We start from the raw sequence: 24,860 nt of genomic DNA on the forward strand, positions 1-24,860 counted from the left end.
TATTTGGTTGTCTAGGTTCTTGGCGCTTCTCTTTTCAGGTCGGGTTGCTTCGCTTTCGCTTCGCTTCCCTTCAGCGCTTTATTAAGTTAGCAAGGTTATTTTGGTTTGTCAAGCGTTTTTTGAAGAAAACCTCAAAAGATTTTACTAAAAATCAGTGAAATACTTGTAGGGAAAGGCTTTTAAGACAAAAAAGTTTTTCTAGGATTATGGAAAATTAAGTAGAACTAGAAAAGGAACACACTTAGTTAACCTAATAACTGTGTTCCTTTTTTTAGAATCTACACTTTAGTTAACGATGTAAGGCGAAGGTGTTGCGGGAATTTGTCCCGATCGCACTAGGGCTTGGTAAATTAGTGCTGCTACTTCAGCACGAGTAGCGGTTTGATTTGGGTTGAGCAGCTTAACATTTGGGTGGTTAACAACCATACGGTTTTCTGTGGCTGCGGCAACACTGTTGCGAGCGTAGTTAGGAATTGTTACGGCATCTGAATATTTTTGTAGAGTATTTTCAACGGGCTGAGATGGATTGTAGTTAAAGCCATTAGCCAGGGCGACGAGGATTTGGACACGAGGAATATTCAGGTCGGGACGAAATGTTTTGTCAGGATAGCCAGACACAAAACCAAGGGTATAAGACTTCTGAATAGCGTTGTTTGCCCAGTATGTTGAAGCAACATCGGTAAATTTGGTATTGCCTCGAATAGCAGGCTTATTCATGGCTTGGCTAAGCATTGCCGCAAATTGCGCTCTGGTGACAGGAGCATTAGGGCGAAAGCTACCATCGGGAAAGCCTTTAATGATTTCTTTTTTGGCTAGCTCTTTAATAAAGGTTTGCGCCCAGTAATCCGCAGGAACGTCACTGAATGTCACGTTAGCAATCGCTGGTGTAGTTGGGGGTGTCAATCGTGATGATGGCTGCACAATTTCTATGGAGCCTTGAGTCCGTTTAGGATCGATCTGGTTACCAATCGCAATTACCTTAACTCCAGAAGCGTTGTTAACCTCTGACTGTTTGTTGTCTTGAAAAATATTTAGACCAAGGCTAGCCTCTGTACCGAGATCAACCGTGGGTTGACCACTACGATCTTTGAGAATTGTCAATCCATTTTCTTTATTGTTAGCAATGAGGTTGCCACGGAGGGATGGAGTAGATACGTTGGAAACAATAATGCCCCCACGGTTATTGGTTATACGGTTAGCAAGGATTGCAACTTGAGATTTTTGACCGATTGCAATACCAAAACCTGTGTCATCGAAAGTGTTGGATTGGATTTTGCCTGTGCTTGTACCTAATGCGGAGAGACCGTTTGCTCCATTTCTGGTGAAGATATTATTGATGACATTGGCAGAGGTCTCGCCTGTTAGGAAGACTCCATCATGGGTAGAGTTAGCAAAGGTGTTGTTAGTAATCGTGACATTTTGTGCGGACTCTACCCACAGAGCATAGCCTCTAGGATTGCTATTGGTGATGGTTACGCCTTCAATACGAGAATCAGTACCCGCAATCACAGCAATATTTTGGCGGGCGAAAGTGGGGCTGACAAAAACACCTCCCCCTGAAATAATCGTTTCTTCGCCTAGGTTGGCAACACTGCCACGGACGGTTACACCTGAAGGAATCACGATAGGGAATTTTTCTCCAGTTTCCGCGGAGTAAATTCCGGGAGCAAGTTGGATGATTGCCCCACTTTGAATTTGTTTTGTCAAAGCTGCGGTTAGGGAGCGCAAGGGCTGATCAGCCCCCCCCCCTGAATTTGTATCAGTGCCATTTGGAGACACGTAAATAATCTTATTTGCCTGAGCAATTTGGAGGGAATTTGCATCGGCGAGTTTTGTGTTTTGGGCGATCGCAGGCAATGTCGATAAAGTAATTTGTGATGCGCCCAATACGAAAAAAAATGTAAGTCTCAGAGATGTCTGTAAAAACGACATGGATTTATCCTCTACAATTGTCAAAACACGAGCTTTTGGGTGTGCCGAGGTTGACGCGAAGCTGCTCAAATAGTTTCTTGAGATGCTGTGTGTCATGGCTATGTCCCAAAACTCCAGACAAATATACAGCCAATCTTTGATTTTCGTTTTGTGTCGATCGAGGTATTTGTGACTTCACTTCCTGTTCCATCGCATATTCACTATGAGCTTTTGCTTCAGTTACTTGAGAGGCAAACGTTACCGACACTACATAGTGAGATGAATCAACCGCAGATTGCGGCAAAGATGCATATTTCTAGAGAGCATCTCCAGTCTGCAATTATTAATTTACGCAAGGCGTTTGCGTTGCAAAAACAGGTTGAGGATTTGTGCCAATATCATGGCATTGAGATTTCCTATCGCTGGTCTTTGACTGAATCGGAGCAAGAAATGGGCAAATCTCTCAAGGATTTGTCTCTTCCTAAGAATAAAGATCCGCAGGAGGAATAAGGAAATGTCGATCAAGAAATTTAGATAGCAGAGATCATAATTATGACGAAATTGTTACAATGTTAAGGAAATTACTAATGAATATTTATGGTTCAGGCTGTATCAAATACTTTTTCGCGTGAAGATTGGCAAAAAGGATACGAGTCTCTGCGTACTGAGCAAGCTTATTGGATTGATGACATTGAGGGGCAAATCCCCGTAGAGCTAGAAGGAACCCTATTTCGTAATGGTCCTGGTCAGCTTGATATTAATGGTGAAAAGTACGGTCATCCATTTGATGGGGATGGGATGATTTGTGCGATCGCATTTAAGGATGGTAAGGCTCACTTCACAAATCAGTTTGTGAAGACACCTGAATTTTTAGCGGAAAAGAAAGCGGGGAAAATCCTTTACCGTGGCGTATTTGGCACTCAAAAGGCTGGGGGATGGCTGAGCAATATTTTTGATTTGCGGAATAAAAATGTTGCGAATACCAATGTGGTGTACCAAGGTGGCAAGTTATTGGCTTTGTGGGAGGCTGCTCATCCCTATGCGATTAATCCCAAGAGTCTAGATACGGTGGGCTTAGAGGATTTTGATGGTCAGTTAGCGAAGGGACAGGTTTTTACAGCCCACCCTAGACGTGATGATCGCACTGGCGACCTATGGGGATTTGGAGTGCAACCAGGGCCTAAGTCTACGATTTCGATTTACCAAGTGACTGCTGATGGCAAATTATCCACGGAGTCACAGGTCAAGGTTTCGGGATTTTGTTTCCTGCATGATTTTGCCTATACGCCGAATTATCGAATTTTCATGCAAAATCCTGTGTCTTTTAAACCTTTGCCCTTTATGTTGGGCTTAGCGACCGCAGGCGAATGTATTGAATTAAAGCCTAATTCACCGAGCCAGTTTCTATTGATTGATCGCCAAGGTAATTTGCAAACCATTGAAACTGATCCTTGTTTTGTGTTTCACCACTGTAATGCGTATGAACAGGGTGATGTAATTATTGTCGATTCGGTTTGTTATCCTGACTATCCCAAACTGGAGCCAAATACTGATTTTCGGGAGATTGATTTTGACAAGGTAATTGCAGGTCAGCTATGGCGCTTTGAGATTAATCCCCAACTTGGTACAGTCAAGCGGGAACTGATTTTAGAGCGTTCCTGTGAGTTTCCTGTGGTGCATCCCCGTTGTATGGGTCAGAAATATCGCTATGCCTATATCGGTGCGATCGCTAAAGAATCAGGCAATGCCCCTTTGCAAGCGATCGCTAAAGTGGATCTGGAAACTGGCAAGCAAGAATTTCATAGCTTTGCGCCAAGGGGCTTTATTAGTGAGCCGATTTTTGTACCTTACGATCGCAATCCCGACAGTGCCGAAGATCAGGGCTGGGTCTTGACACTAATTTTTAATGCTGAGCATAACCGCTCAGATTTGGTAATCCTTGATGCTCAAAATATTACGGGTAAACCAATTGCCACCTTGCACTTAAAGCACCATGTCCCCTACGGATTGCATGGCAGCTTCACGCAGGAAGTTTTCTAAAATCACACAAGAACAAAGCGGCGCATTGCACCGCTTTGTTCTGAGGGTTGCGCTTAGAAAAGATCTAATGGGAAATGCCCCTGAGTACCGCTATAACCATCGGTAAAATCGGTATGGAAGGAAATCAATACGCCGCGATATGTGCCTTGGTAATTATCGCAATGGTAACGCCGACTGCGGGGATTGTATTTTAGATAGATACCGTCTGCGATATCAGGGAGATCGACTGCGGGCAGTTCATAACGAAAATGCACCGTATAATTTTGCAAGGCCTGCATTGCATCTTGGGTAGTTTCGGCACAGATACCAAAGATATGGTAGTCAGCTTGTTTGGTTAAATAGTCTAAGGCTTCACAAATTTGAGATCGACGATCTGAGGTTGCCGTGTCTGAGTCTAAGTCACTTAATTCCCATAGAATGCGTTCAGCATCGGCGATAGTTAGATGATTGCTCATGGGTTGCAAAGTTAAGGAAGAGCTAGATTATATTATGAACATCAATGAAGAAATTGCCCGTCTCCGAGATCTCTTACCTGCATCTTGGCGCATGACCACATCCATTAAGTCAAAGCCTGAGCAGATTGAAGTAATCTCTAGCCTACAAATTTTACCTTGGCAGAAAGGAACACAGGTAAATATCAATTTTCGGTTATGGCGACAATTGCCCGAAGCCCATAGAGATTTATTGTTATTGCATGAAATAAGCTGGCGACAGGAAACTAAATGGCTACAAGCAGGAGTTTATCAGGGTGTTGCGGCGGTGTCATTAGTCGGTGGCATCATTGAAGCGGTGCAGGGAGATGCGGCTGGCATTGCGATCGCTTTTTTGTTGGGAACCATCGGCATTAACCAAGTTGTGAGGAAGAATCAAGGAGCGCAGGTACGCATTCAATGTGATAAAGAGGCAATTGAGGTTGCCCAAAAGCGTGGTTATCGCGAAGATGAAGCAGCTAGAGCCTTATTGGAAGCAATTCCTGCGGCGGCAAAATTAGTCGGGCGCAATAATCCCGAATTTACAGAATTAATTCGTTGCCAAAATTTGCGATCGATCGCAGGCTTGTCGAAGACAACGGTTCCTGATAATTACGACACTTTATAAAAAGATTATAGATAGCAAATAGATGGAAACCTTAACATTCCCAACCGAGGTTCGGATCCTTCATCCTGAAAAGAGTTTAGGTAAAATACATTTAGATTGGATGCCGCAACCAGGGAATTATCTGGATGTGGATGGAAAAACCTACATAGTTTTAGAACGTCGACATCAATACCAATTAAGGCGCGGTAAATATAACTTATTTAGAATTTTAGTATATGTCCAGATTGCTCCAGAGAATTTGGAAAGAAGTTTTATCGATGGACGTTGGATTGTTGGCGATGGAACTTGTTTTTATAATGCGCGTTCGGAAATGATTCGCTGTGCCGTCAACCCTAATGGGCCTTGTGAAGGATGTCGATCTTGGGAAGCAATTATCTAAAAATTTATGCCGCACGCTAAGCGTACGGCACAGGCTTTCTAGAATTTAGAACTGTAGACCAACACCTGCTTGGAGAGAAGTGCCAGCAGAACCAACTTTTTGACCATTAAAAGGAATCACTGCGTTGCTATAGAGCAGTACGCGATCAGTGAGACTGACTTCTACGCCAGGTTGGAGAGCAAACGCAGTTTGGTTACCAGTGAGGCTCGTATCTCCACCAACCTTGAAGGATGCACCAGCACCAAGATAGACATTAGTCCGATCGCCCACAGGTAAATCATAGGAAATAGTAGGAACAATTGAAGTTCCTCCATTACTAAATAGAACAGAACTTCTCACGGAAAGAGGTACATCGTCAAATTTGTAGCGACCTGCTAAGTTTGCACCGACTACAGAAGGATTAGTTGCAAAACTTTGGAGGGAAATGCCAGCACCAACATAACTACCCGGCTGTTTGATTTCTCCTGCGGAAACAGCGGCACCAAAAGAGGTGATTACAGAAGTTGCGATCGCAATACCTAGAGAAATTTTTGTAAGAGATTTCATGAGCTTGATTTCCTGCATTGAATTGCTATGAGATATGGCTCTTTTGACTAGGGGAAATTAGTAATGTTCCCTAGGTTCCCAAACACATAAAAGAGATAGAAGTCCTTGATATCAAGGACTTCTATCTCTTTTGTAGAGTTTCTATTGCTAAACAATCATGCTAATGGGTGACCCCACATAGAGTTTCTCCACCTAGGGCGGGGAAACTCTATGAATTACTTAACAAGCTGTCGCAATCTCCCTTAGTTGCAAATCACAACTACGCCAGACTTGACCATCAAGAGCAGTTTGCTCGATCAGACTTGCCAAACGCAAAGTTTTGAGTGCTTGATCGCCACCAACAGAAGGCTGCTGTTTGTCTCGCACGCAGCTCACAAAATGCTCTAGCTCGGCGTGTAGTGGTTCAATGTTACTGGTATAGACTTTTTCGATAAAGCCATCTTGACGATATAGGACTTGACCATAGTCAGTTGTCCAGTTGGCGGTAGTTTGGCGATGAATCAAAATTTCATTATTGAGAAAGTCGGATTCAGTGAGGGAATTTTTACAATGGGCAGTAATTTTGCGCTTTTTCCGATGAGTGACCTTGCTAGCTGTCAGGGTAGCAATTACCCCGTTTTCAAAGCCAATCGTAGCAGTCACATAATCGAGATAACTGGAATCTGGCGAAACCCGATTACCATGGGCTGAGACCTGAACAATTGCTGAAGGAACTAACTCTAGTACCAAATCAATATCATGGATCATCAAGTCAAAGACAACGGAGACATCATTCGCTCTTTGGGAGTAGGGACTCATGCGATCAGCTTCGATCGCTAAAATAGTCTCATGCTTCAAAACTTTGCTTAACTCTTGGAAAGCAGGATTAAAGCGCTCAATATGACCGACTTGGAGGATACGATTCTGTTCAGTCGCAGTTTTAACTAAAAATTCGGCTTCCTCGATGGTGGCGGCAATTGGTTTTTCGATCAGCACATGCACACCTGCCTTGAGACAAGTCGTGCCAACATCGTAATGTAACCTTGTTGGTACGGCGATACAAACCGCATCGACTAAGGGCAGTAACTCTCGATAGTCTTCAAAGTAAAGGACACGGTGTTTGCTAGCGGTATCGCGCCCCCGCTCAACACTGACATCAGAAACCCCAACTAGTTCAGCATCCTTAAGCAAGCTGAGCACCCTTGCATGATGCTGCCCCATATTACCGATACCTATAACACCAACCCGAATGGGATCGTGGAAATTACGATTGGGGCTCATATTCCTCACACACGCTCAGTAAACACGCTCAGTTTGTCCAAAATCGTAACATGGATATATAACGCTTTGCGCTTTAAATAGAAAGCACCCTGTGGGTACTTTCTATAGTTAGCCTGTATTTCGCATACCTGCGGCAATACCGTTAATAGTTAGCAATGCGCCACGCAATAACTCATTTTTGGAATAACGCGATCGCAAATCTACGGTATCGGGGCGATGCTGGCGTAACCGTTTGAGCAATGAGGCTTGAATGAAACCCAGCGGAACAATCGAGCCATTGCGTAACTGGACTGACCTTTGCAAATCGCGATCGCTATCAAGGATTTGCTTCTGACCTGTAATCGACTGAATTACGGTACGGGTACGCTGAAACTCCTCTAAGATTTGGGCAAACACCTCCACAAATGCCTCTTCATAGCCTTCTTTGGTCAGCTCTCGCATGTAATGATGGGCAATTTGCAGATCAGTTTTGGCGAGCGTCATTTCCACACGAGAGATCGCAGTTTTGAAGAATGGCCATTTACTGTAGAAATATTGCAGTAGTGATAGGTGTCCTTCGGGATTTTGCTGGAGAAATTCCTCAAGGGCAGCACCGATACCATACCAAGATGGCAATAAAAATCGGCTTTGCGTCCAACTAAATACCCAAGGAATAGCTCTAAGACTTGCCAGATCACGTTTACCTGCACGACGGGCGGGACGGGAGCTAATTTGTAACTGACTGATTTCTTCGATCGGAGTAACCTGATGGAAAAATTCGACTAGGTTTGGTTGCTCGTAAATTAACTGGCGATAGACTTGGCGAGATCGCACGGAAATTTCTTCCATGGTGTCCAACCAACAGTCAAGGGTATCGGTGCTGCTGGGCAATAGAGCCGCCTGCACCACGGCCGTGGCAATCGTTTCAAGGTTGTATAAAGCAATTTCGGGTAACGAGTATTTAGAAGCTAAAACTTCACCCTGCTCCGTGATCTTGATCCGTCCTTCAATGCTGCGCCCAGGTTGCGCCAAAATTGCCTCATAGGTGGGGCCGCCACCACGTCCTACAGATCCACCACGACCGTGGAACATTCGCAACTCAACCTGATATTTTTGGCAAACATCCTGCAAAGCCCTTTGTGCTTTATAAATTTCCCAGTTGCTACTTAAAAAGCCTGAGTCTTTATTGCTATCAGAATAGCCGAGCATCACCTCTTGCAAATGGGCATGACTTTCTAGATAGGCTCGATAGAGGGGCAGTTCAAATAATTCGGTCATGATGGGTGGGGCGCTGCGTAAATCCTCCACCGTCTCGAAGAGAGGGGCAATACTGAGCGATCCCTTGCCTGTAGCTGGATCGTAAAGCCCTGCTTCTTTGGCAAGCAGTAAAACTTCCAAAATGTCACTGACACTACGATTCATACTGATCACGTAGTTATTGCAGATCTCTACGGAAAATTCCTGCTGCACATTTGCCACCATCCGAAAGGTTTCGATGATTTCATTGGTTTTGGCGCTAAAGTTTAGCTTTGCAGGGATCATCGGGCGACGAGTTTTTAACTCTTGGGTGAGCCATGCCACCTTTTCTGTTTCGGTGAGTTCGTCGTAGGGTTTTGGTAATAGTTGTAGCGATTCCGCTACCTCTGCGATCGTGTTGCTATGCTGTGTACTTTCTTGGCGAATATCTAGGTGAGCAAGGTGGAAGCCATAGACTTCAACTTGACGGATCAGATTTTCGAGGGGCTTAGGATTGAGCTTGGTTTCAATTAAGCTCGCTTGAATTAGTTTTAATTCGGCTAAAAATTCGGAAACATGAGTATAAATTTGATGTTCTTGACCTTTAGTCGATAGCTCCATTTCTGAAGCTTGCCAACCACTATGACGCAGCCTTTGGTTGCGATCGCGAGTGCTTTCAAGACGTTTTTTGACATAGGCAAGTTTGAGACGATAAGGCTCTTGACGAAATTTGATCGAATATTTTTCGTAAATTTCTGGCAAGTGAATTTGATCGTCACCAAGGGAGTTGAGCAAGTCTTCGGAGACATCACTGAGGCTTTGGGATAGCGATAGCAAGCGGCTGAGATGATCGATCGACTTAATGTATTTATTAATGACAAGATTACGCTGGTAACAAGCGGTTTGCCATGTCACTTCGGGGGTGACGTAGGGATTACCATCACGATCGCTACCTACCCATGAGCCAAACTTACAGAAATCGTAGCGAGGCATGGTGAGTTTTGGGAAGGAGACGGAGATGGCGGAAGTAATGCGATCGTAAAGGATGGGAATCGCATCAAAGAGAACTTCTTCAAAATAGTGGAGTGTATAGTCCGCTTCGTCTAAAACCGTGGGTTTAATCTGATTTAGCTCATCGGTACGCCACCAGAGGCGAATTTCTTCAGCGATTTGTTCTTGTAAGGAGGCGGCTTCCCAATTTACGGCAATGGATTGTGGTACTAACTCATCGCCCTTAAAACCAATAATGCGATCGAGTTCCTTGAGCATCTTGGCGATGGTGCGTTGTTTTTCGCGAATCGTATGCCGCACGATCTCAGTGGGGTGGGCAGTGAAGACAAGCCGAATATCAAGATTATCAAGCACTTGCTGAATTTGACGTGGCGGCACATTCAGCTTTTTTAATTCGGGGAATAACCAGCGAAATGTGCCGACAGGATATTGAGCTTCGCTATTGACAGGGCTAACTCGATAAATACTAGTTTGTTCCTGTTCATGGTCTTGTTCAACAATATTAATTAACTGAAAAAATAGAGCAAAGGCACGGGCAGCAGTAGTTGCTTCATGCAGGTCAAGACTCTCCACAATCTTGAGAACTTCTTCCGCAGGATATTCAGGAGCTTGTCCTTCGGGTGAACACATTGCCCTTAGCTGTCTTAATAAATCTACTAATTCTTGACCGCTTTCTCTTAATAGGACTGATTCCCACAGATCCTCAACCAGCTTGAGACGATATCGCAGGCGAGAATTGGCGGCACGCAGATCGCTTTCTAAATTAACCATCTGTACCAATGACGCTGATAGTGCTGCTGGGGAACTCATCCAACTTTCTCCAAAATTTTCTTTCTAGTCAAAGATTTTCCCACCTTGGTAACCCCTATTCTGTTGCTCAGGTTGCAGTTAGCAACTCTGGTACTTTCAGAATTAGAAATCGTGAGCAGGAAGCACGCATAAAATCTCTATTGTTTTCTATACCATACCAACTGACAGGTTGGTTAGCCCTGTCGCCAACCTGATGAATTTTGTGAACAGTTAGGGGAGGTTAAAAAATATCTGGGATTCAGCAATATTTCTTTACAAAGTATCCATAATAGTAATGGAGGACTGCGCTAAGCGTGACTCTCTATTACCCAATTAGGGTTTTAACAGCTAAACCATTTAAAAACAACTTAAGCAAATGTTTGATGTGCTAATTGTCGGTGCGGGTATGGTGGGTGCGAGTTTAGCCTGTGCGCTAGGCGACAAAAACTGCGCGGCAAACCGTAATCTCAAGGTGGGCATTATTGAAGGTAATCCTAGTTTCTTGCGTGGTGAATTTACTGCCGATGGTCGTGCCAGTGCGATCGCCTATGGCTCTAGTCAAATTTGGCAGCATATAGGTGTTTGGGGAGGAATGCAGCGTCGTGGCGTAACGCCAATGCACATGATCCAAGTTTCTGAAGGCGATCTGCCCTATCAAGTGCAGTTACGCCGTGAGGACATGGGGCGCGAGGCTCTAGGTTATATTGTCGAAAACTCAGTAACTCTGGCTTCGTTATGGGAATTTGTGGGGGAATGTCGCAATTTAGAGTTAATTTGTCCTGCGCGACTTTTGGAGATCGAACATGTTTGCGATCGCAATATAATGCGGGTCAAGATTAGCTCCGAGATCGGTGATCAATATTTAGAGACAAAACTGTTAGTGGGTGCGGATGGGGGACGGTCACAGGTACGCCAAATGGCAAATATCGATATTTCGGAGCGCCTTTACGAACAGACCTGTATTGTCACCACGATTCAATCAGAACATTCCCATCAAAACTTTGCTTACGAACGCTTCCAAGCCAGTGGGCCCTTCGCAATTTTGCCATTAGGTAGTGACCAAGCCTGCATTGTTTGGACTGCTACCAAAGAGGAAACGCCAAAGTTATTAGAACTAGATGACGCAACGTTTCTGCAAGAGCTAACTACACGCTTTGGTGTACCACTAATGGCACAACTGGGCAAAATCAACGTAATTTCGCGGCAACGGGCTAACTATGTACCACGCTGGCTGCATAGCAACACCTATATCCAACCCCGCATCGTTTTAATTGGTGATGCCGCCCATACGACCCACCCAATCGCAGGGCAAGGGATGAATTTGGGCATTCGGGATGTCAATGTTCTCGCCAATGTACTAAAGTCGGCTCATCAAAACAATGAGGATTTAGGTGCGATCGCAGTTTTAAATCGCTATCAATCAAGGCGTAAATGGGATAATTTGGGCGTAATTTGGTTGACTGACTTCTCTAATCGTCTTTTTTCTAACCACAACTGGCTTTTTAAAGGATTAAGACGACTGGGTTTATTAATTTTAAAAATATCTTTATTTAAGAGAATTTTAATGTATTTTATGATGGGCTTGCATCAAAGTCCTAGCAGTTCCGAGAACTAACCAAATCAGTCCCCAAGCCACCGTGAAACTCCTTCAGATTTTTCAGGTATTGCCATTTTTTGATCGCACTGTCGATAAATGGGCAACAGAAGCCCGTCTCCTGCGATGGCTGACTTTTTTATGGTTATTTGTCGGTCTAGCAGTACTATTTTCCGCATCCTATCCCGTCGCTGATAATGCCTTTAAAGATGGGGCTTATTATTTCAAGTACCAAGCCGTTTGGATCTTAGTCGGGCTAATTGTGATGAAAGGAATTGTGCATTTGCCTTTGCGGTTTATGCTCAAAATCAATCCCATTTTTCTATTTATCACGCTAATCCTGTTATTCGCCACCTATATCACAGGAACAACAAGGGATGGGGCAACCCGATGGCTATCCCTTGGCTCAACGTCATTACTATTACAGCCATCGGAGCTAATTAAACCCTTTTTGATTTTGCAGGCTGCTCAAATATTTGGCAACTGGAAGCGTCTCGCCACTAAAACTAAAGTTTTCTGGATCGCAATATTTTTGTTATCGCTTTTGGGGATTTTGCTCCAGCCCAGTTTAAGCGTAACCGCACTCTGCGGCATCACCCTCTGGCTGATCGCCTTGGGCGCAGGCTTGCCCAGCTTTCCCCTGTTTGCCACGGCGGGATTAGGTTTATTTGTCGGATTCCTGAGTGTGAGCTTTCGCAGGTATCAAATGATTCGGATTATGACTTTCCTTGATCCTTGGAAAGATCAACAGGGAGATGGGTTTCAACTGGTGCAGAGCTTGATGGCGATCGGTTCGGGCGGGCTGTGGGGAACTGGCTTTGGGCTATCGCAGCAAAAGCTATTTTTACCGATTCAATACACAGACTTTATTTTTGCAATTTTTGCCGAGGAATTTGGCTTATTTGGCTGCCTTTGCTTGCTAATTTTAGTTTTTATCTATGGCACAATCGGTCTGTCCGTTACCTACAAATGCAAAGACCCGATCGTGCGTTTAGTTGCACTTGGCTCAACCTGTTTAATTACTTTGCAGTCAATTTTGAATGTGGGCGTGGCAACTGGTGTATTACCAACCACAGGGCTACCCTTTCCCTTCTTTAGCTATGGTGGTAGCTCGACCATCTCTTGTTTAGTGATTGCAGGGCTATTAATTCGCTCAGCAAGGGAAATGGCTGCTGCCGATGTCCTGCAATTCCCTCAAGGTAATGGTGATGTACAGACAGCCAAAACAAAGCCAAAACGGCAGGAAAAAACCGAGGCATCACGACGACGATCGCATACAGTAGGTTAATGGCTAGTAGGTTGTTATTGTCTAGTCGTAAATCATTGTTTGCAAACTGTCTCTCTAACTGATGTCTGAACCCAATCTCGCCGCAACCGCTAGCTATTTAGCCGTTTTGCGTAATCGTCAATTTTTAGCGCTCTGGCTCGCTCAGGTCATTGCTCAGCTAGTCGATAAAGTTGTCTTAATATTACTAATTGCGTTGGCTGTAGCTGATGGGGGAAGCGACGTAAACACAAAGGAATCATCGGTAATGATTGCCATGACCTTACCTGCAATATTTTTAGGTTCGATCGCAGGGATTTTTGTGGATTGGAATCCTAAACGCGAAGTTTTAATTTTGTGTAATTTTTTACGGGCGGCTTGTTTATTTGCCATTCCCTTTGCCCCTAAATCTCTAGCAATTTTGCTATTGATTACCTTCATGATTTCGACCTTTACCAATATCTTTGCGCCTGCGGAACAATCTGCGATCGCATTAGTTGTGCCGAAGCATGATCTCATGCCTGCTAATGCCCTATTCACGATTACTGAGGTCGGATCACTGATTGTGGGATTTGCGATCGGCGCACCTTTGCTAGCAATGACCTTGGGGTTGTTTCCTGAAGCTAGAGCCTATAGTCGGGAAGTCTTGTTGGGTAGCTTGTATGTTATTTCGGGTTTATTTTTATTTGCCTTACCGCAAGATGAGGTAATTCATCCTAAAAAAGTGGGGTCAGGGATTTGGACAGATCTGCGAGATGCTTTTCAGTATGTCCGCCACAATCACTTAATTGGTGGGGCAATGCTGCAACTAGTTTTGTTGTATGCCGTATTGGGGGCAATGCAGAAGTTGTCACTCAACCTTGCCGAAGTGGTGACGGGGAATCGGGAAGAGTTTGGATCGTTTGTTGCCTCGGTGGGTGTGGGGTTAGCGATTGGTTCGCTGATATTGGGCAAGTTTGGTAAGAAATTTGGGCGGAGGCCTTTACCATTTATTGGTTTTATTGGCATGTCTCTTGGGCTGATGATGTTTGCCTTTGTCACTAATCAATGGGTGGCTTGGCTAATTGGTGCTTTTATTGGTATCAACGGGGCTTTAATTGTGATTCCGATGCGAACTGCAATCCAAGAACATACACCCGAAAATATGCGCGGTAAAGTGTTTGGATTACTGAACAATGGAGAAAATATTGCGGCTAGTTTGCCCCTTGCTCTAATTGCGGTTTCCTTAGATTTTCTAACGGGGGTATTTGGCACTCAGAACGGGGGCAAGCAACAAATCGGCTTTCAAATTGTGTTGATCGTTTTTAGCTTTCTAGTGTTCGGTTTGGGTTCTTGGGCTTGGCAACGTACCAAAAAAGCTTTGCAAAGTACACTCTAGAAATACAAAAAAAGGGAGCGTTGCTCCCTTTTTTTATAAATGCGGTAGAAGATACTATGAGATCGCAGATTGAACGATCTGCGCGAGTTCACCACGATTATTGAGTTCCATCACGATGTCGCAACCACCGACAAATTCACCATCAATGTAAACTTGAGGGAAAGTTGGCCAGCTCGAAAACTCTTTCAAACCTTGCCGCAAGTCGCCATCTTCCAAAATATTGGCAGTTTCGTAAGGATGTCCCAGTCCATTAAAGACCTGTACAACGGCAGCCGAAAAACCACATTGGGGTTGTTGGGGAGTGCCTTTGATGTAGAGCATGATCTTGTTATTGCTGATCTGGCTCTCGATCTTAGTTTGCAGAATAGGGCTAAGCATGGTGATTAGGTTAATGCAATTATGAATAAATTTACTATTGCTACTATAGCGTTTTCCAGTCTAGCGAAATACAGGATTAGATCACGCGATCATTGCCGCCATCAATGGGAACTTGCGCCGCCGTCGTACAGGCAAATAAAGCACCACACATCTCGGCAGCAAGTTCCGCCACATGGTGGCTCGTCACTTCCACTTTCAGCAGATTATTAGTTTTATATTCTTCAACCGTTAATCCATAATGTTGAGCGCGTGAAGTTAAAATTTCTTCTGTCCAGATTCCCGTATCAAAGACGGCGTTGGGATGCAGGGTATTAATGCGAATGCGATCGCAACTCCATTCTAAAGCCGCCACGCGCATTAGTTGGGTGAGTGCTGCCTTGGATGCGGAATAGGCCGCCGCCGCAGGACCAGGCGCAGGCACATTTTTAGAGCCGATCGCCACAACGCGACCGCCTTTGGGGGCAAGTTTGAGTAAGGGATAACATTCACGCAGCAACACCAAATTTGCATCAAGATTGATCTGCATCACCTTTTGCCATGTGGCGGTATCAAGGTTAGCAATGCGGCAACCAGAGGGGAAAATTCCTGCATTGAGAATGAGCATGTCTAATCCCCCAAAGGCGGTTACGGCTTGATCAAGAGCCATTGCGATCGCAGTTTCATCACTGACATCGCAGGTCACACCCACAAAATCAGGACGATCATACAGTTTCTCAATGGCGGGATTAATATCTAAACCCACGACGGCTGCACCGCGTTTTAGTAATGAATCGACACAGGCCTTACCAATTCCCGAAGCTGCACCCGTCACAAGGGCAACTTCCCCGATAAAGGCGGGAGCAGAACCACCTTTTTTAAGTTTTGCCTGTTCCAATTCCCAATATTCCACCGCAAAAATATCACTGGCTGGTAGGGCTTGGTAGCCACCCAGCATTTGCGATCGCAGAATGATTTCCATCGTATGGGCATAGATATCCGCCACAATTGCGGCATCCTTTGCCGATTTGCCGACCGTGACTAAACCTAATTTGCGATCGAGAATCACCCTTGGCGCAGAATCAAGAATCGTTACAGGTTGCACAGATTTGGGAGACTCTTCGGCAAAATAAGCTTGATAGGATGCCGCATAAGCCTTAACATCTCTGCCCACTAAAGGCAAGCGCTTAGTACGAATCACATGATCGGGAGTTGCACAGCCCTGCTGCGAAATTTCATGGACATCTTCTCTTTGGGCAAAAGCTAAACTTGGCTCATCCGCATAGGAACTCAAAACCACGGGAAAACCTGCAATTTGGGAAACTTCCGCTCTGAGTTGGGCAATCGAGCCTCTTTCCTCATTTTCCCTAATCAAAGATGCAGGGGGAACTATTTCCCAAGCTTTCTGCTCTTGCAAATAGACTTCCGCACGATCCACTAAGGCAATCATCCGCTCATAGGATTCTTGCGCGGTTTCGCCAAAGGAGAAAATACCATGATTCATTAACACCATGCCGATGGTGCGATCGCATTTCTCCGCCGCAAACTTCTCGGCACAGACTCGCGCCAAATCAAACCCTGGCATCACGTAGGGAATGATCACCACATCATCACCATAGATTTCCCGAATCCGTTCCCATCCATTCGCTGTATTCGTTACGGAAATGACTGCATCCGCATGGGTATGATCGACGAATTTATAGGGCAAACTAGCATGGAGAATGGTTTCTACCGATGGCGCAGGGGCACTTGCTCTCGTCATTTGCGTTTTCAGTTCATTCACCATTTGTGAATCCGAGAGAACTGATAACTTCGCTAACTTCAATAAATGCGCGATCCGTACAGGTGCAAAACCTGCCTCAGCGATCGTTTCTAAATCCCAACCACTTCCTTTTACATAGAGAATCTCTTCCGATTCTCCCACAAGATTCTGTTCAATTATTTTGACAGAAGTATTTCCACCACCATGTAAAACGAGCGATGGATCTCGTCCTAATAATCTGGATGTATATACTCGTAATCCCAAGTCACCTTTGTATTCCGCAGCCTCACGATCATTCCATAAACTTTTCATGGTTAGCTCCCTATAATAACTCTAGACAATTTAAAAAAGCCCTGCGAAGCAAGGCTTTAGACAAATAAAGAACCAGCAATCCTTTAGATAGCAACAATGCACTCGATTTCTACAAGAGCATCAAGGGGAAGTCTCGCAACTTGCACAGTGGAACGGGCAGGAAATGGAGCTAGAAAGTATTTGCTATAGATTGCATTCACCTTAGGGAAATCTGCCATATCTGCAAGAAATACAGTGGTTTTAATCACATTGGTGAGGTCTGCCCCTGCCTCAGCAAGTACCGCTTTAATATTGGTGATTACCTGTTCAGCTTGGTCTTCGACAGTGGCAGCAACAATTTTACCAACCGCAGGATCGATCGCAATTTGACCTGCCATAAACATTAATTTGCTAGTCGCAGGAATTGCGATCGCTTGGTTGTAGGGGCCAACGGGTTCAGGAGCGTTAGCGCTACGAATTACTTCTTTTTGACTCATTCTGAATAAAGTTTTTGATTGGTGAACGCCAATTATAAAATCTTTTGGTGATTGCCTGACTAAAACCAAAGCTTATGACTTCTGCTACATGGAAGGCACAAACCTCTGGGCTTTTATAGCTGCCGCCAGTTACGTTAAGCCCCAAATAGAGTTGCGGCGCGAAGCGCCGCAACTCTATTTGGGTTTATGTCTTAACTTGCTTGGCTATAGCTATATCTCTGATTTCGATGCCCAAACAGGCTAGGATACAAAGACAACATCAATCTAATTTAACTAGGAATCAAAATGGTAGAACGTCCTATCAAAAAGGCAGACCGTCAGCCTAAACCTGAAGGTAATGACAGTACCAATGCTAAGCGGTCTGATGACTCTGACAACAAGCGTTCTAGTCGCAGTGGTGGCAGAGATAAGCGAGATAAGCGTGGTTCTAGAGACGAAGAGCCAAAAGCACCTGTAAATCTCGCTTTGGTGAGAGGACCAAAACCAACTAAACCCCAACCAGTCGTAGAAGAAGTTGTGGCTGAAGCTGCCCCCGAAGAAAGCGCCACAGAAGAAAGCACCCCCGAAGAAACCGCAGAAGCATAAACATAAATTGCTAAAAGCCTGTGCTTTTGCATAGCAAAAGTACAGGCTTTTAGTTTTTCAAAGCTATTTAGTGAGTAAGCCATGGCTAGGGCTAAACACTAAAGTAATGAGAAATAACAGCAGCACCGACATCACGATCGCGGGGCCAGAAGGCAAATTGAGATAGTAACTGGCATACAAACCAATTGCCGTGGCGGCAACACCCACCCCAGAACCTAAAAAAATCATTTGATGCAGTTCCTTAACCAAAAGATAGGCGGTAATCGCGGGGCCAACTAAGAGCGATACGACTAAAACTACTCCCATCGTTTGCATACTAGCAATGATCGTCAGGGTCACACCTGCCATTAGCCCCAGATAGATCAGGTTAACAGGTAGTCCCAGAGCCTTCGCTCCAATTCGATCAAAGGTGTAAAACAGTAATTGCTTATAAAACATAGCTATAGAAATCAGCACAATCACGGTGATCACCAATGCCCTGATCGTGTCCGTTGAGGTGACGCTGAGAATATCGCCAAACAAAAATCCATGCAGATCAATCTTGATTTTGAGTAACGAAATTAGCAAAATACCGATCGCAAAAAAACTAGAGGAAGTAAGCGCCATGGCAGCATCGACTTTAACTCGCGTTTGCGATCGCAATAGAGCAATTAAAAAGGCACTGCCCACGCCCGATATAAATGCCCCGATTGCCACATCAATCTTCAGAAAAAATGCGATCGCCATCCCAGGCATAACCGTATGGGTCATCACATCCCCTAGCAATGCCATCCGCTGCACGATCAAAAAGCAACCAATCGCGGGGCAAACCAAACCTGCCAAAGTACCTGCGATCAAGGCATTTCGCATAAATTCTAAGGTCAATGGCTCAGCGATCCATTGCCAGATGGGAATCTGAGCAATTATCGTCGTAACTAAGATGTAATCGGGGTGAAGCATTAAAGAAAATTAAAAAGTCAAAATTAAATTTGGGACAGTTCCCAAGAGTCTTTCTTACTTTACAAGGAATCGCCGAGAGGATTTTGATGAAGGCGGCAAGCCTGTCAAAAAGATGTAATAATTTGTAACAGAATTACTAAGCGATCGCATTTTATACGGTCAAACTTATGGAACCCGAATTACCAGTTACGGAAACCACCAATGCCGAAACTAGCGCCGAAACTAGCACACAAAATATTGCTGAACCCGTTACTGAAATAAGTAGTGCGGAAGTAACTACTCCCACCGTAGAAGAAGAGTTACATCGTCATGAATGTGGCGTATGTGGCTATATATATGAACCATCGGTCGGTGATGCAAAGCGCAATATCCCTGCGGGGACAGCCTTTGAAAGTATCGATAATGACTGGCGTTGTCCTGTTTGCAACACCAAGAAAAAAGCCTTTGCAGATATCGGTATCGCCGCCAAGCCCTCTGGCTTCACAGAGAATCTAGGCTATGGCTTTGGGGTTAATGTCATGACTCCCGGTCAAAAGAATTTACTAATATTTGGCTCTCTAGCCCTCGCAGTTGCCTTTTTCATCAGCCTTTACGCCCTAGATTAATTGGTCATCAATAGATGGAGCTTTGCGATGTCTAGTCTGACCTAACCCTATAGATCATTAATTTTTATCGGATTTTCAAAAAATTTTATGAATAAAAGCATAAAACGCTTACTTAGTTCCTTATCACTGTGCCTAGTTCTGATTTGCACGATGGTATTTGGCGCAGGAATGCCTAGTGCCTCAGCAAATCATGGCAATTGGCACAAGGTGGATTTACCTGTTGCCATCACCCCCCTCGACCTCTGGTTTGATAAAGATGAACCGAGCCACGGCTGGCTGGTTGGCACTGATGCCACCCTGCTAGAATCCACCGATGGCGGTAAAACTTGGGAAGAGCGCAAACTCGATCTTGGTGATAGCATTTATCGATTCTCATCGATCAGCTTTTCGGGTGCTGAGGGTTGGATTACAGGACAACCCGCATTGCTATTACATACCACCGATAGCGGCAAGTCTTGGTCAAGAATTGGGCTTAGCTCCAAACTACCCGGCGACCCCTTTGCCATCGTTGCTTCTGGCAAAAATTCCGCAGAAATGGTCACGGACTTAGGCGCAATCTATAGCACTCAAGATGCTGGCCAAAATTGGAAAGCGTTGGTCACTCAGGCAGTTGGTAATGCGCGGAATATCTATCGCAGCCCTGACGGTCGTTATGTTGCCATCTCTGCGAATGGTAACTTCTATTCGACATGGCAACCGGGGGATGAGACTTGGATTCAACACAATCGTAATAGCTCGCGCCGTGTACAGAATATGGGCTATACCCTCGACAATCGCCTATGGATGCTCAATCGTGGCGGTCAAGTCCAATTTAGTGAAGTTGGCGATTTTGATAAGTGGGAGAAAAAGCAAACTCCTAGAGAAGGCGGCGGTTTTGGGCTGTTAGATCTTGCTTATCAAGATGAGAATAACGTCTGGATTTCTGGTGGTAGCTCACGGTTGCTACATAGTGAAGATGGCGGCAAGACTTGGAAACGTGATGAATCTGCGGCAAATGCAGGGGCAAATCTTTATAAGCTTTATTTCTTCTCTCGCGATCGCGGTTTTGTAATTGGTCAAAATGGCACATTGTTAGCCTATTCACCAGATTAATTTAAGTGGCTAGGCATCATAATTAAAACCCAGAGCTAAAACCTGTGGCGCACGCTGCGCGTGCGCCACAGGTTTTAGGGTTTTATATTTAATTGCACCTAGCTACTTACCTATAAAAAAGGAGTTGTTCGACTTTATGGAACAACTCCTTTTTTTATAGGTGAACTAAAGCTAGATTGGAAGCGTAGGATTCTCTAACCCTTAATTTTTATGGCTTTACCTCAACACTTAACCAAAATTGTGGCGACGATTGGCCCCGCAAGCAGTGCGCCTGAAGTTTTCCGCAAGATGGTGGAGGCGGGCGTGACGGTGGCGAGATTGAATTTTTCCCATGGTAGTTATGCCGACCATGCCAAAATCATCGCCATGATCCGTGAAGTATCGGAGGAAATGAATGTACCAATTACGATTTTGCAGGATCTCCAAGGCCCAAAAATTCGGGTGGGCAAGTTGCCTGATGCGGGGTTTGAGCTAATTGAGGGAGCGCAAATTACACTTGTACCGATTGAGCATTGGCGGGATTCACAACAAACTTATGCAAATGCGATCGCAATTGATTATGCCTATGTTGCCGAAGAGGCAACTATTGGCACACCAATACTTTTAGCTGATGGTATTTTTGAATTGACGGTCACTGGAATTGAGGGCAATGTCGTTCATTGTGAAGTAATCAAAGGCGGCATACTCACAAGTCATAAAGGCGTAAACTTTCCTAGCCTAAATTTACGATTGCCTTCGATGACCGACAAAGATCAACGCGATCTCGCCTTTGGTCTAGAGCAAGGCGTAGATTGGGTCTCACTGAGCTTTGTCCGACAGGCTGACGATGTGCGGAAACTCAAAGCCATGATCGCAGAATATGGTAAGTCGGTGTCGATCATTGCCAAAATCGAAAAACCTCAAGCGATCACAAATCTTGAAGAAATCCTCACCGTTGTTGATGGCATTATGGTAGCGCGGGGTGACTTGGGTGTAGAGATGCCACCTGAGCAAGTACCAATGATGCAGAAGCAAATTATCCGTCGCTGTAATGAAAGTGGTATTCCTGTAATCACGGCGACGCAGATGCTAGAAAGCATGATTCAAAATCCGCGCCCCACCAGAGCGGAGGCGAGTGATGTTGCCAATGCGATTATGGACGGGACAGATGCCGTGATGCTCTCTGGCGAGTCGGCGGTGGGAGACTATCCTGTGCAGGCGGTCGAAATGATGACCCGCATTGCCGCAGAAATAGAGAAAGATGCCAAGTTTGCCAACTATCCCGCATCCCGCACCGATGAAGTCCACGCTGTGAGTGAGGCACTCAGGGCGATATCAGATGTTGTCGATTTACATTGTATTGTCGCCTTTACGGCCAGTGGCTATACTGCCATTCTTGCCTCAAAAGAACGCCTCAAATTGCCGATTATTGCGCTATCTCCCAACATTAATGTCTATCATCGCCTCAATTTAATCTGGGGCGTGAAACCTTTACTTTTAAAAGAAGAAGCAACTTCCTTCGAGATGGTGTTGCAACAGGTGGAGTCCTGTCTGTTAGGGCAGAAGTTAGCCGCAAAAGGCGATCGCATTTTGATTATTGGTGGCATTCCCATGGGCATTCAGGGAGGAACCAATTTTTTAAAAATCCACATTCTCTAAATCTAAATGAGAAAGAGGTTCGCTTAGCGAACCCCTTTCTTCTATCTTCCTAAAGCATGAAGTGCATTAATTGCATCAGCGCATCTTTGGGTATAGGCTTCGAGCGTACTGCGATCGCTAGCATCGGGTGGCGGAATTAGCTCACCGATTCTGACGGTTACGGGCTGGAATATTTTCGGAAACTTTGCCCCCTTAGGCAAAATTGTTTCTGTTCCCCAAATACTAATCGGCAAAAATGGCGCTTGGGTCTTTGACGCAATCATCGCTGCCCCTAACTTTGGTTCAGTCACTTTACCGTCAAGGGTGCGCGTCCCTTGCAAAAAAATCCCCGTTGCCCAACCTTTTTCAATTGAGCCAATCGCCGCCCTAATGGCAGCACGATCCCCTGCACCACGCTTAACAGGATAAGCTCCAAATGCTTGAATTGCTTGCTTCAACACTGGCACTTCAAATAGCTCTTCTTTTGCCATAAATGCGACAGGGCGACCCATGCAACTACCCACAATCAAAGGATCGAAGTCACTAGCATGATTGCTAACTACAATCAGATTGCCTGTTAGGGGGACATTTTCAGTTCCATAAATCCGCTCTTGGTAAAAGAGGTACAGCAGTGGTCTGACTACTAGCCACTTAAACATCTTGTATAAGATCGGATTGCCACCCTTATCTTTTGCATGATTTTTGGTAATTACAGGGTTTATGTCGTTTTCCATGTACCAATTTTTCCAGAACAGTGCTACTTAAACTTAATACGAATTAGGCGCATAGACACTTAAAGCTGTTGCCATTGTTCTGGGGTATAGGTTTTGAGCGATAGGGCATGGATTGTGGTTTGCATTTGGTCGGCGAGAGCCGCATAGACCATGCGATGTTGCTGCATCATCGTTTTGCCTGCAAAGCTCTCGGCGACAATCACAGCATCGTAATGACCACTCCCCGCAGGGGCATTCATCCGCCCTTGATGGTGTTTATGTTGTTCGCTGCGATCGACAATTTCGACGATGGTTGCCCCAATTTTTGCCTGTAAGGTCATTTTGATAGCGGCGATATTATCCATGTTTGTACTAGTTTGTTGACTAATTAAGTATTTTTATGAAGATTTGGGATTTGTCTATAATTCTGAATTTTATAGAATCAAAGGGTGATATATTTACGATAAAGGCGCAAGTTTTCTTGTCTAGTTAAACAAAGTAATAACATTTATGACTCTGATTAGTGTGTTTCCGCAATGCCAAGACTTACAGGCGCAAGTTGAGTCAATTTTACAGCTTTTGCAGCAGGAGCCAACCCTGCGATCGCAACAGGATGGCAGCATTGTGCAGTCATCTCTGAGAAAAGCGATCGCACCGACCTTTGAGATTGTGTTTGCGGGGGGCTGTTAGTGCGGGTAAATCGATGTTGATTAACGCACTATATAGAACGGGAATTGCTTTACAGTGCCGAGGGACATGCTACGGGGACAGAATGCAAAATTGCCTTTGCCAAAGCTGGTGAAGAGCGTGTGGTCTTGACATTTTTAAATGAAGTGGAAGTTCGCGAACAGATTCAATCGTTAAGAATCAACTAAAAAAAGAAAAACATGAAGAAATATACTTTCGCATTTGCATTAGGGGCGATGACTTTGCTTATCGGTTACTTTGGAGAAAAAGCCTATAAGGAGAAATCGTCTAACAGCGGTACACCACAAGTAGCCGTTAAGAAATCTACGGAAGTTTATGGCGCAGCCGAGGCTCAAATTGTATGTGATAAATTCAAATTGGTTACTAAGGTTACAGGTTCTACACTAGATTTTCCGAGGCATTGCAGAATGTGGCATGAAATAAACGCTCACACATAACTTGAGGATATCGTCAAATCTAATTTTTAAAATTTGAGCAATCAGCAATTCATACCTAAATCAGCAACGCCGATTTTCCGATAGATACAGACTTGCCTGATAATACAGTTGTCATAGTTAACGTATCACGTTCTTATTTGGAAAATGGTAACTCTGAAACCTACTCCATAGACTATTTCTCAGAGAAGAGTACCATCGAAAAATGGAAATCTAAACAGAGTATTTTCATTGCCAGCGAAAAATGGAAAATGGCACTCAAAGACAAGCAGGAAGAAATGTCCAATCTTGGGCTTGGTTTTGATGTTGCATCCATCAGTAATAAGATCAATGTGAGGATGGTAGTTCCTATCAATCAATCAGATCCTAAGTTTGGGAATCGCAATCAAAATCTTATAGGTAAAGCAGTAAAGACTGAAAATATCCGTGTTGTCGAGGATGAAATTGAGATAAACTAACCATTTAACACACCACCTGTGGGCAAGTCGCCATTTCCCAATCTGAACCCTCTAGATCTCGAAGTTGGTCAGACATACGTCGTTTCAAAACAGACACCCCTAATGTTCTCTCTCAATCCTGCCGATGCTCCTATAGTAGACAGACAAAAGATGAAACAGATTCCTCAAAATGGACGTTTCAAGATTCTTCAAGTAAATAAAGAGAAAACGAAACCTTGGTAAGTAGCCATGCAGAATTATTTACACATATCCGAACTAATGGGAAGATTCTAAGAATCACCATATCCGAACTAATTACTGTGAGACTAATTGAGCCACTT

25 protein-coding genes and 1 pseudogene are annotated in these 24,860 nt (G+C 44.5%); 15 read left to right on the forward strand and 11 right to left on the reverse strand.

The genetic code is table 11. The features are described 5' to 3' along the window. Nucleotides 1-285 precede the first annotated feature (285 nt). Nucleotides 286-1,932, reverse strand: a complete 1,647-nt coding sequence (locus H6F41_RS16185) for an S-layer homology domain-containing protein (RefSeq protein ID WP_190404505.1) — start codon at nt 1,930-1,932, stop codon at nt 286-288. Between the two features lie 168 nt (nt 1,933-2,100). Between H6F41_RS16185 and H6F41_RS16190 the strand changes: the two genes are divergently transcribed. Continuing rightward, a complete protein-coding gene (locus H6F41_RS16190) occupies nt 2,101-2,421 on the forward strand; it encodes a DUF5340 family protein (RefSeq protein ID WP_190404506.1) in 321 nt (106 codons plus the stop codon). 87 nt (nt 2,422-2,508) lie between these two features. Continuing rightward, the gene (locus tag H6F41_RS16195; RefSeq protein WP_190404507.1) at nt 2,509-3,951 is read left to right on the forward strand and encodes a carotenoid oxygenase family protein; all 1,443 of its coding nucleotides are present in this window, start codon (nt 2,509-2,511) and stop codon (nt 3,949-3,951) included. A 53-nt stretch (nt 3,952-4,004) separates the two neighbouring features. Here the strand turns inward: H6F41_RS16195 and H6F41_RS16200 are convergent, their stop codons facing one another. Continuing rightward, a complete protein-coding gene (locus H6F41_RS16200; protein ID WP_190404508.1) occupies nt 4,005-4,406 on the reverse strand; it encodes a DUF1824 family protein in 402 nt (133 codons plus the stop codon). On the opposite strand from H6F41_RS16200, the gene H6F41_RS16205 reads away from it, so the two are divergent. Further along, nucleotides 4,405-5,049: a DUF3318 domain-containing protein gene (locus H6F41_RS16205; protein ID WP_242023071.1), complete on the forward strand. Its 645-nt coding sequence runs from the start codon at nt 4,405-4,407 to the stop codon at nt 5,047-5,049. The two genes, H6F41_RS16200 and H6F41_RS16205, sit on opposite strands and share 2 nt — an antisense overlap. A 22-nt stretch (nt 5,050-5,071) precedes the next feature. After that, nucleotides 5,072-5,428, forward strand: coding sequence for a DUF6464 family protein (locus H6F41_RS16210; RefSeq protein WP_190404509.1), 357 nt, complete (start codon nt 5,072-5,074; stop codon nt 5,426-5,428). A gap of 45 nt (nt 5,429-5,473) precedes the next feature. Here H6F41_RS16210 and H6F41_RS16215 read toward each other — a convergent pair whose 3' ends face one another. The 3 genes from H6F41_RS16215 to ppc form a co-directional block, all read right to left on the reverse strand. Continuing rightward, nucleotides 5,474-5,974, reverse strand: coding sequence for an outer membrane beta-barrel protein (locus H6F41_RS16215; protein ID WP_190404510.1), 501 nt, complete (start codon nt 5,972-5,974; stop codon nt 5,474-5,476). Between the two features lie 219 nt (nt 5,975-6,193). After that, nucleotides 6,194-7,234, reverse strand: a complete 1,041-nt coding sequence (locus H6F41_RS16220; RefSeq protein WP_190404511.1) for a Gfo/Idh/MocA family protein — start codon at nt 7,232-7,234, stop codon at nt 6,194-6,196. 108 nt (nt 7,235-7,342) lie between these two features. Then, nucleotides 7,343-10,270: a phosphoenolpyruvate carboxylase gene (ppc, locus tag H6F41_RS16225; protein ID WP_190404512.1), complete on the reverse strand. Its 2,928-nt coding sequence runs from the start codon at nt 10,268-10,270 to the stop codon at nt 7,343-7,345. 355 nt (nt 10,271-10,625) lie between these two features. Between ppc and H6F41_RS16230 the strand changes: the two genes are divergently transcribed. The 3 genes from H6F41_RS16230 (at nt 10,626) to H6F41_RS16240 (ending at nt 14,485) form a co-directional block, all read left to right on the forward strand. Continuing rightward, nucleotides 10,626-11,864, forward strand: coding sequence for a UbiH/UbiF/VisC/COQ6 family ubiquinone biosynthesis hydroxylase (locus H6F41_RS16230; RefSeq protein WP_190404513.1), 1,239 nt, complete (start codon nt 10,626-10,628; stop codon nt 11,862-11,864). Between the two features lie 22 nt (nt 11,865-11,886). Continuing rightward, nucleotides 11,887-13,131 carry an FtsW/RodA/SpoVE family cell cycle protein gene (locus tag H6F41_RS16235; RefSeq protein WP_190404514.1) on the forward strand — a complete coding sequence of 415 codons (1,245 nt, stop codon included), beginning with the start codon at nt 11,887-11,889 and terminating at the stop codon, nt 13,129-13,131. A gap of 61 nt (nt 13,132-13,192) precedes the next feature. Beyond that, nucleotides 13,193-14,485, forward strand: a complete 1,293-nt coding sequence (locus H6F41_RS16240) for an MFS transporter (protein WP_190404515.1) — start codon at nt 13,193-13,195, stop codon at nt 14,483-14,485. A gap of 54 nt (nt 14,486-14,539) precedes the next feature. On the opposite strand, the gene grxD is transcribed toward H6F41_RS16240, so the two are convergent. The 3 genes from grxD to H6F41_RS16255 all read right to left on the reverse strand — a co-directional run bounded on the left by grxD (nt 14,540) and on the right by H6F41_RS16255 (nt 17,389). Further along, on the reverse strand, nt 14,540-14,863 hold the full coding sequence (gene grxD, locus H6F41_RS16245) for a Grx4 family monothiol glutaredoxin (protein ID WP_190404516.1): 324 nt from the start codon (nt 14,861-14,863) through the stop codon (nt 14,540-14,542). Nucleotides 14,864-14,939: 76 nt separating this feature from the next. Further along, on the reverse strand, nt 14,940-16,913 hold the full coding sequence (locus H6F41_RS16250; protein WP_190404517.1) for a bifunctional aldolase/short-chain dehydrogenase: 1,974 nt from the start codon (nt 16,911-16,913) through the stop codon (nt 14,940-14,942). An 83-nt stretch (nt 16,914-16,996) separates the two neighbouring features. Further along, nucleotides 16,997-17,389, reverse strand: a complete 393-nt coding sequence (locus H6F41_RS16255; RefSeq protein WP_190404518.1) for a Rid family detoxifying hydrolase — start codon at nt 17,387-17,389, stop codon at nt 16,997-16,999. An 88-nt stretch (nt 17,390-17,477) separates the two neighbouring features. Here H6F41_RS16255 and H6F41_RS16260 point away from each other — a divergent pair, with 88 nt between their 5' ends. Beyond that, nucleotides 17,478-17,633, forward strand: coding sequence for a hypothetical protein (locus H6F41_RS16260; RefSeq protein ID WP_190404519.1), 156 nt, complete (start codon nt 17,478-17,480; stop codon nt 17,631-17,633). A gap of 41 nt (nt 17,634-17,674) precedes the next feature. Then, the gene (locus H6F41_RS16265) at nt 17,675-17,974 is read left to right on the forward strand and encodes a hypothetical protein (protein ID WP_190404520.1); all 300 of its coding nucleotides are present in this window, start codon (nt 17,675-17,677) and stop codon (nt 17,972-17,974) included. A gap of 63 nt (nt 17,975-18,037) precedes the next feature. Here the strand turns inward: H6F41_RS16265 and H6F41_RS16270 are convergent, their stop codons facing one another. After that, nucleotides 18,038-18,913, reverse strand: coding sequence for a metal ABC transporter permease (locus H6F41_RS16270; RefSeq protein ID WP_242023072.1), 876 nt, complete (start codon nt 18,911-18,913; stop codon nt 18,038-18,040). Between the two features lie 167 nt (nt 18,914-19,080). Between H6F41_RS16270 and H6F41_RS16275 the strand changes: the two genes are divergently transcribed. The 3 genes from H6F41_RS16275 to pyk all read left to right on the forward strand — a co-directional run bounded on the left by H6F41_RS16275 (nt 19,081) and on the right by pyk (nt 22,248). Continuing rightward, the gene (locus H6F41_RS16275) at nt 19,081-19,518 is read left to right on the forward strand and encodes a rubredoxin (protein WP_190404521.1); all 438 of its coding nucleotides are present in this window, start codon (nt 19,081-19,083) and stop codon (nt 19,516-19,518) included. Between the two features lie 87 nt (nt 19,519-19,605). After that, the gene (locus tag H6F41_RS16280; RefSeq protein ID WP_190404522.1) at nt 19,606-20,610 is read left to right on the forward strand and encodes a photosynthesis system II assembly factor Ycf48; all 1,005 of its coding nucleotides are present in this window, start codon (nt 19,606-19,608) and stop codon (nt 20,608-20,610) included. A 210-nt stretch (nt 20,611-20,820) separates the two neighbouring features. Beyond that, entirely contained in the window at nt 20,821-22,248 is a 1,428-nt protein-coding gene (gene pyk, locus H6F41_RS16285; protein WP_190404523.1) for a pyruvate kinase, read from the forward strand. 41 nt (nt 22,249-22,289) lie between these two features. On the opposite strand, the gene H6F41_RS16290 is transcribed toward pyk, so the two are convergent. Beyond that, nucleotides 22,290-22,961 (reverse strand): lysophospholipid acyltransferase family protein, encoded by a 672-nt coding sequence (locus H6F41_RS16290; protein ID WP_190404524.1) that lies wholly within the window; start codon nt 22,959-22,961, stop codon nt 22,290-22,292. A gap of 59 nt (nt 22,962-23,020) precedes the next feature. After that, the gene (locus H6F41_RS16295) at nt 23,021-23,305 is read right to left on the reverse strand and encodes a BolA family protein (protein ID WP_190404525.1); all 285 of its coding nucleotides are present in this window, start codon (nt 23,303-23,305) and stop codon (nt 23,021-23,023) included. Between the two features lie 145 nt (nt 23,306-23,450). On the opposite strand from H6F41_RS16295, the pseudogene H6F41_RS19410 reads away from it, so the two are divergent. From H6F41_RS19410 to H6F41_RS16310, 3 genes and pseudogenes are all read left to right on the forward strand, one after another. Then, nucleotides 23,451-23,803: pseudogene (locus H6F41_RS19410) on the forward strand (dynamin family protein); the annotation flags it as partial. A 24-nt stretch (nt 23,804-23,827) separates the two neighbouring features. Beyond that, complete coding sequence (locus H6F41_RS16305) at nt 23,828-24,085, forward strand: hypothetical protein (protein ID WP_190404526.1); 258 nt, start codon at nt 23,828-23,830, stop codon at nt 24,083-24,085. Nucleotides 24,086-24,177: 92 nt separating this feature from the next. Continuing rightward, nucleotides 24,178-24,540 carry a hypothetical protein gene (locus H6F41_RS16310; RefSeq protein WP_190404527.1) on the forward strand — a complete coding sequence of 121 codons (363 nt, stop codon included), beginning with the start codon at nt 24,178-24,180 and terminating at the stop codon, nt 24,538-24,540. The last annotated feature ends 320 nt before the right edge of the window (nt 24,541-24,860 follow it).

This window comes from Pseudanabaena mucicola FACHB-723, from assembly GCF_014696385.1.
GTDB lineage: Bacteria > Cyanobacteriota > Cyanobacteriia > Pseudanabaenales > Pseudanabaenaceae > Pseudanabaena.

What these genes read in the sequence shown, in the direction of transcription:
- H6F41_RS16240 (WP_190404515.1), top strand. Translation starts at nt 13,193, where the DNA reads ATGTCTGAACCCAATCTCGCCGCAACCGCTAGCTATTTAGCCGTTTTG.
- H6F41_RS16230 (WP_190404513.1), top strand. Translation starts at nt 10,626, where the DNA reads ATGTTTGATGTGCTAATTGTCGGTGCGGGTATGGTGGGTGCGAGTTTA.
- H6F41_RS16270 (WP_242023072.1), bottom strand. Translation starts at nt 18,913, where the DNA reads ATGCTTCACCCCGATTACATCTTAGTTACGACGATAATTGCTCAGATT.
- H6F41_RS16295 (WP_190404525.1), bottom strand. Translation starts at nt 23,305, where the DNA reads ATGGATAATATCGCCGCTATCAAAATGACCTTACAGGCAAAAATTGGG.
- H6F41_RS16215 (WP_190404510.1), bottom strand. Translation starts at nt 5,974, where the DNA reads ATGAAATCTCTTACAAAAATTTCTCTAGGTATTGCGATCGCAACTTCT.
- ppc (WP_190404512.1), bottom strand. Translation starts at nt 10,270, where the DNA reads ATGAGTTCCCCAGCAGCACTATCAGCGTCATTGGTACAGATGGTTAAT.
- H6F41_RS16255 (WP_190404518.1), bottom strand. Translation starts at nt 17,389, where the DNA reads ATGAGTCAAAAAGAAGTAATTCGTAGCGCTAACGCTCCTGAACCCGTT.
- H6F41_RS16260 (WP_190404519.1), top strand. Translation starts at nt 17,478, where the DNA reads ATGGAAGGCACAAACCTCTGGGCTTTTATAGCTGCCGCCAGTTACGTT.
- H6F41_RS16290 (WP_190404524.1), bottom strand. Translation starts at nt 22,961, where the DNA reads ATGGAAAACGACATAAACCCTGTAATTACCAAAAATCATGCAAAAGAT.
- H6F41_RS16250 (WP_190404517.1), bottom strand. Translation starts at nt 16,913, where the DNA reads ATGAAAAGTTTATGGAATGATCGTGAGGCTGCGGAATACAAAGGTGAC.
- H6F41_RS16205 (WP_242023071.1), top strand. Translation starts at nt 4,405, where the DNA reads ATGGGTTGCAAAGTTAAGGAAGAGCTAGATTATATTATGAACATCAAT.
- H6F41_RS16200 (WP_190404508.1), bottom strand. Translation starts at nt 4,406, where the DNA reads ATGAGCAATCATCTAACTATCGCCGATGCTGAACGCATTCTATGGGAA.
- H6F41_RS16275 (WP_190404521.1), top strand. Translation starts at nt 19,081, where the DNA reads ATGGAACCCGAATTACCAGTTACGGAAACCACCAATGCCGAAACTAGC.
- grxD (WP_190404516.1), bottom strand. Translation starts at nt 14,863, where the DNA reads ATGCTTAGCCCTATTCTGCAAACTAAGATCGAGAGCCAGATCAGCAAT.
- H6F41_RS16210 (WP_190404509.1), top strand. Translation starts at nt 5,072, where the DNA reads ATGGAAACCTTAACATTCCCAACCGAGGTTCGGATCCTTCATCCTGAA.
- H6F41_RS16305 (WP_190404526.1), top strand. Translation starts at nt 23,828, where the DNA reads ATGAAGAAATATACTTTCGCATTTGCATTAGGGGCGATGACTTTGCTT.
- H6F41_RS16280 (WP_190404522.1), top strand. Translation starts at nt 19,606, where the DNA reads ATGAATAAAAGCATAAAACGCTTACTTAGTTCCTTATCACTGTGCCTA.
- pyk (WP_190404523.1), top strand. Translation starts at nt 20,821, where the DNA reads ATGGCTTTACCTCAACACTTAACCAAAATTGTGGCGACGATTGGCCCC.
- H6F41_RS16185 (WP_190404505.1), bottom strand. Translation starts at nt 1,932, where the DNA reads ATGTCGTTTTTACAGACATCTCTGAGACTTACATTTTTTTTCGTATTG.
- H6F41_RS16265 (WP_190404520.1), top strand. Translation starts at nt 17,675, where the DNA reads ATGGTAGAACGTCCTATCAAAAAGGCAGACCGTCAGCCTAAACCTGAA.
- H6F41_RS16220 (WP_190404511.1), bottom strand. Translation starts at nt 7,234, where the DNA reads ATGAGCCCCAATCGTAATTTCCACGATCCCATTCGGGTTGGTGTTATA.
- H6F41_RS16195 (WP_190404507.1), top strand. Translation starts at nt 2,509, where the DNA reads ATGGTTCAGGCTGTATCAAATACTTTTTCGCGTGAAGATTGGCAAAAA.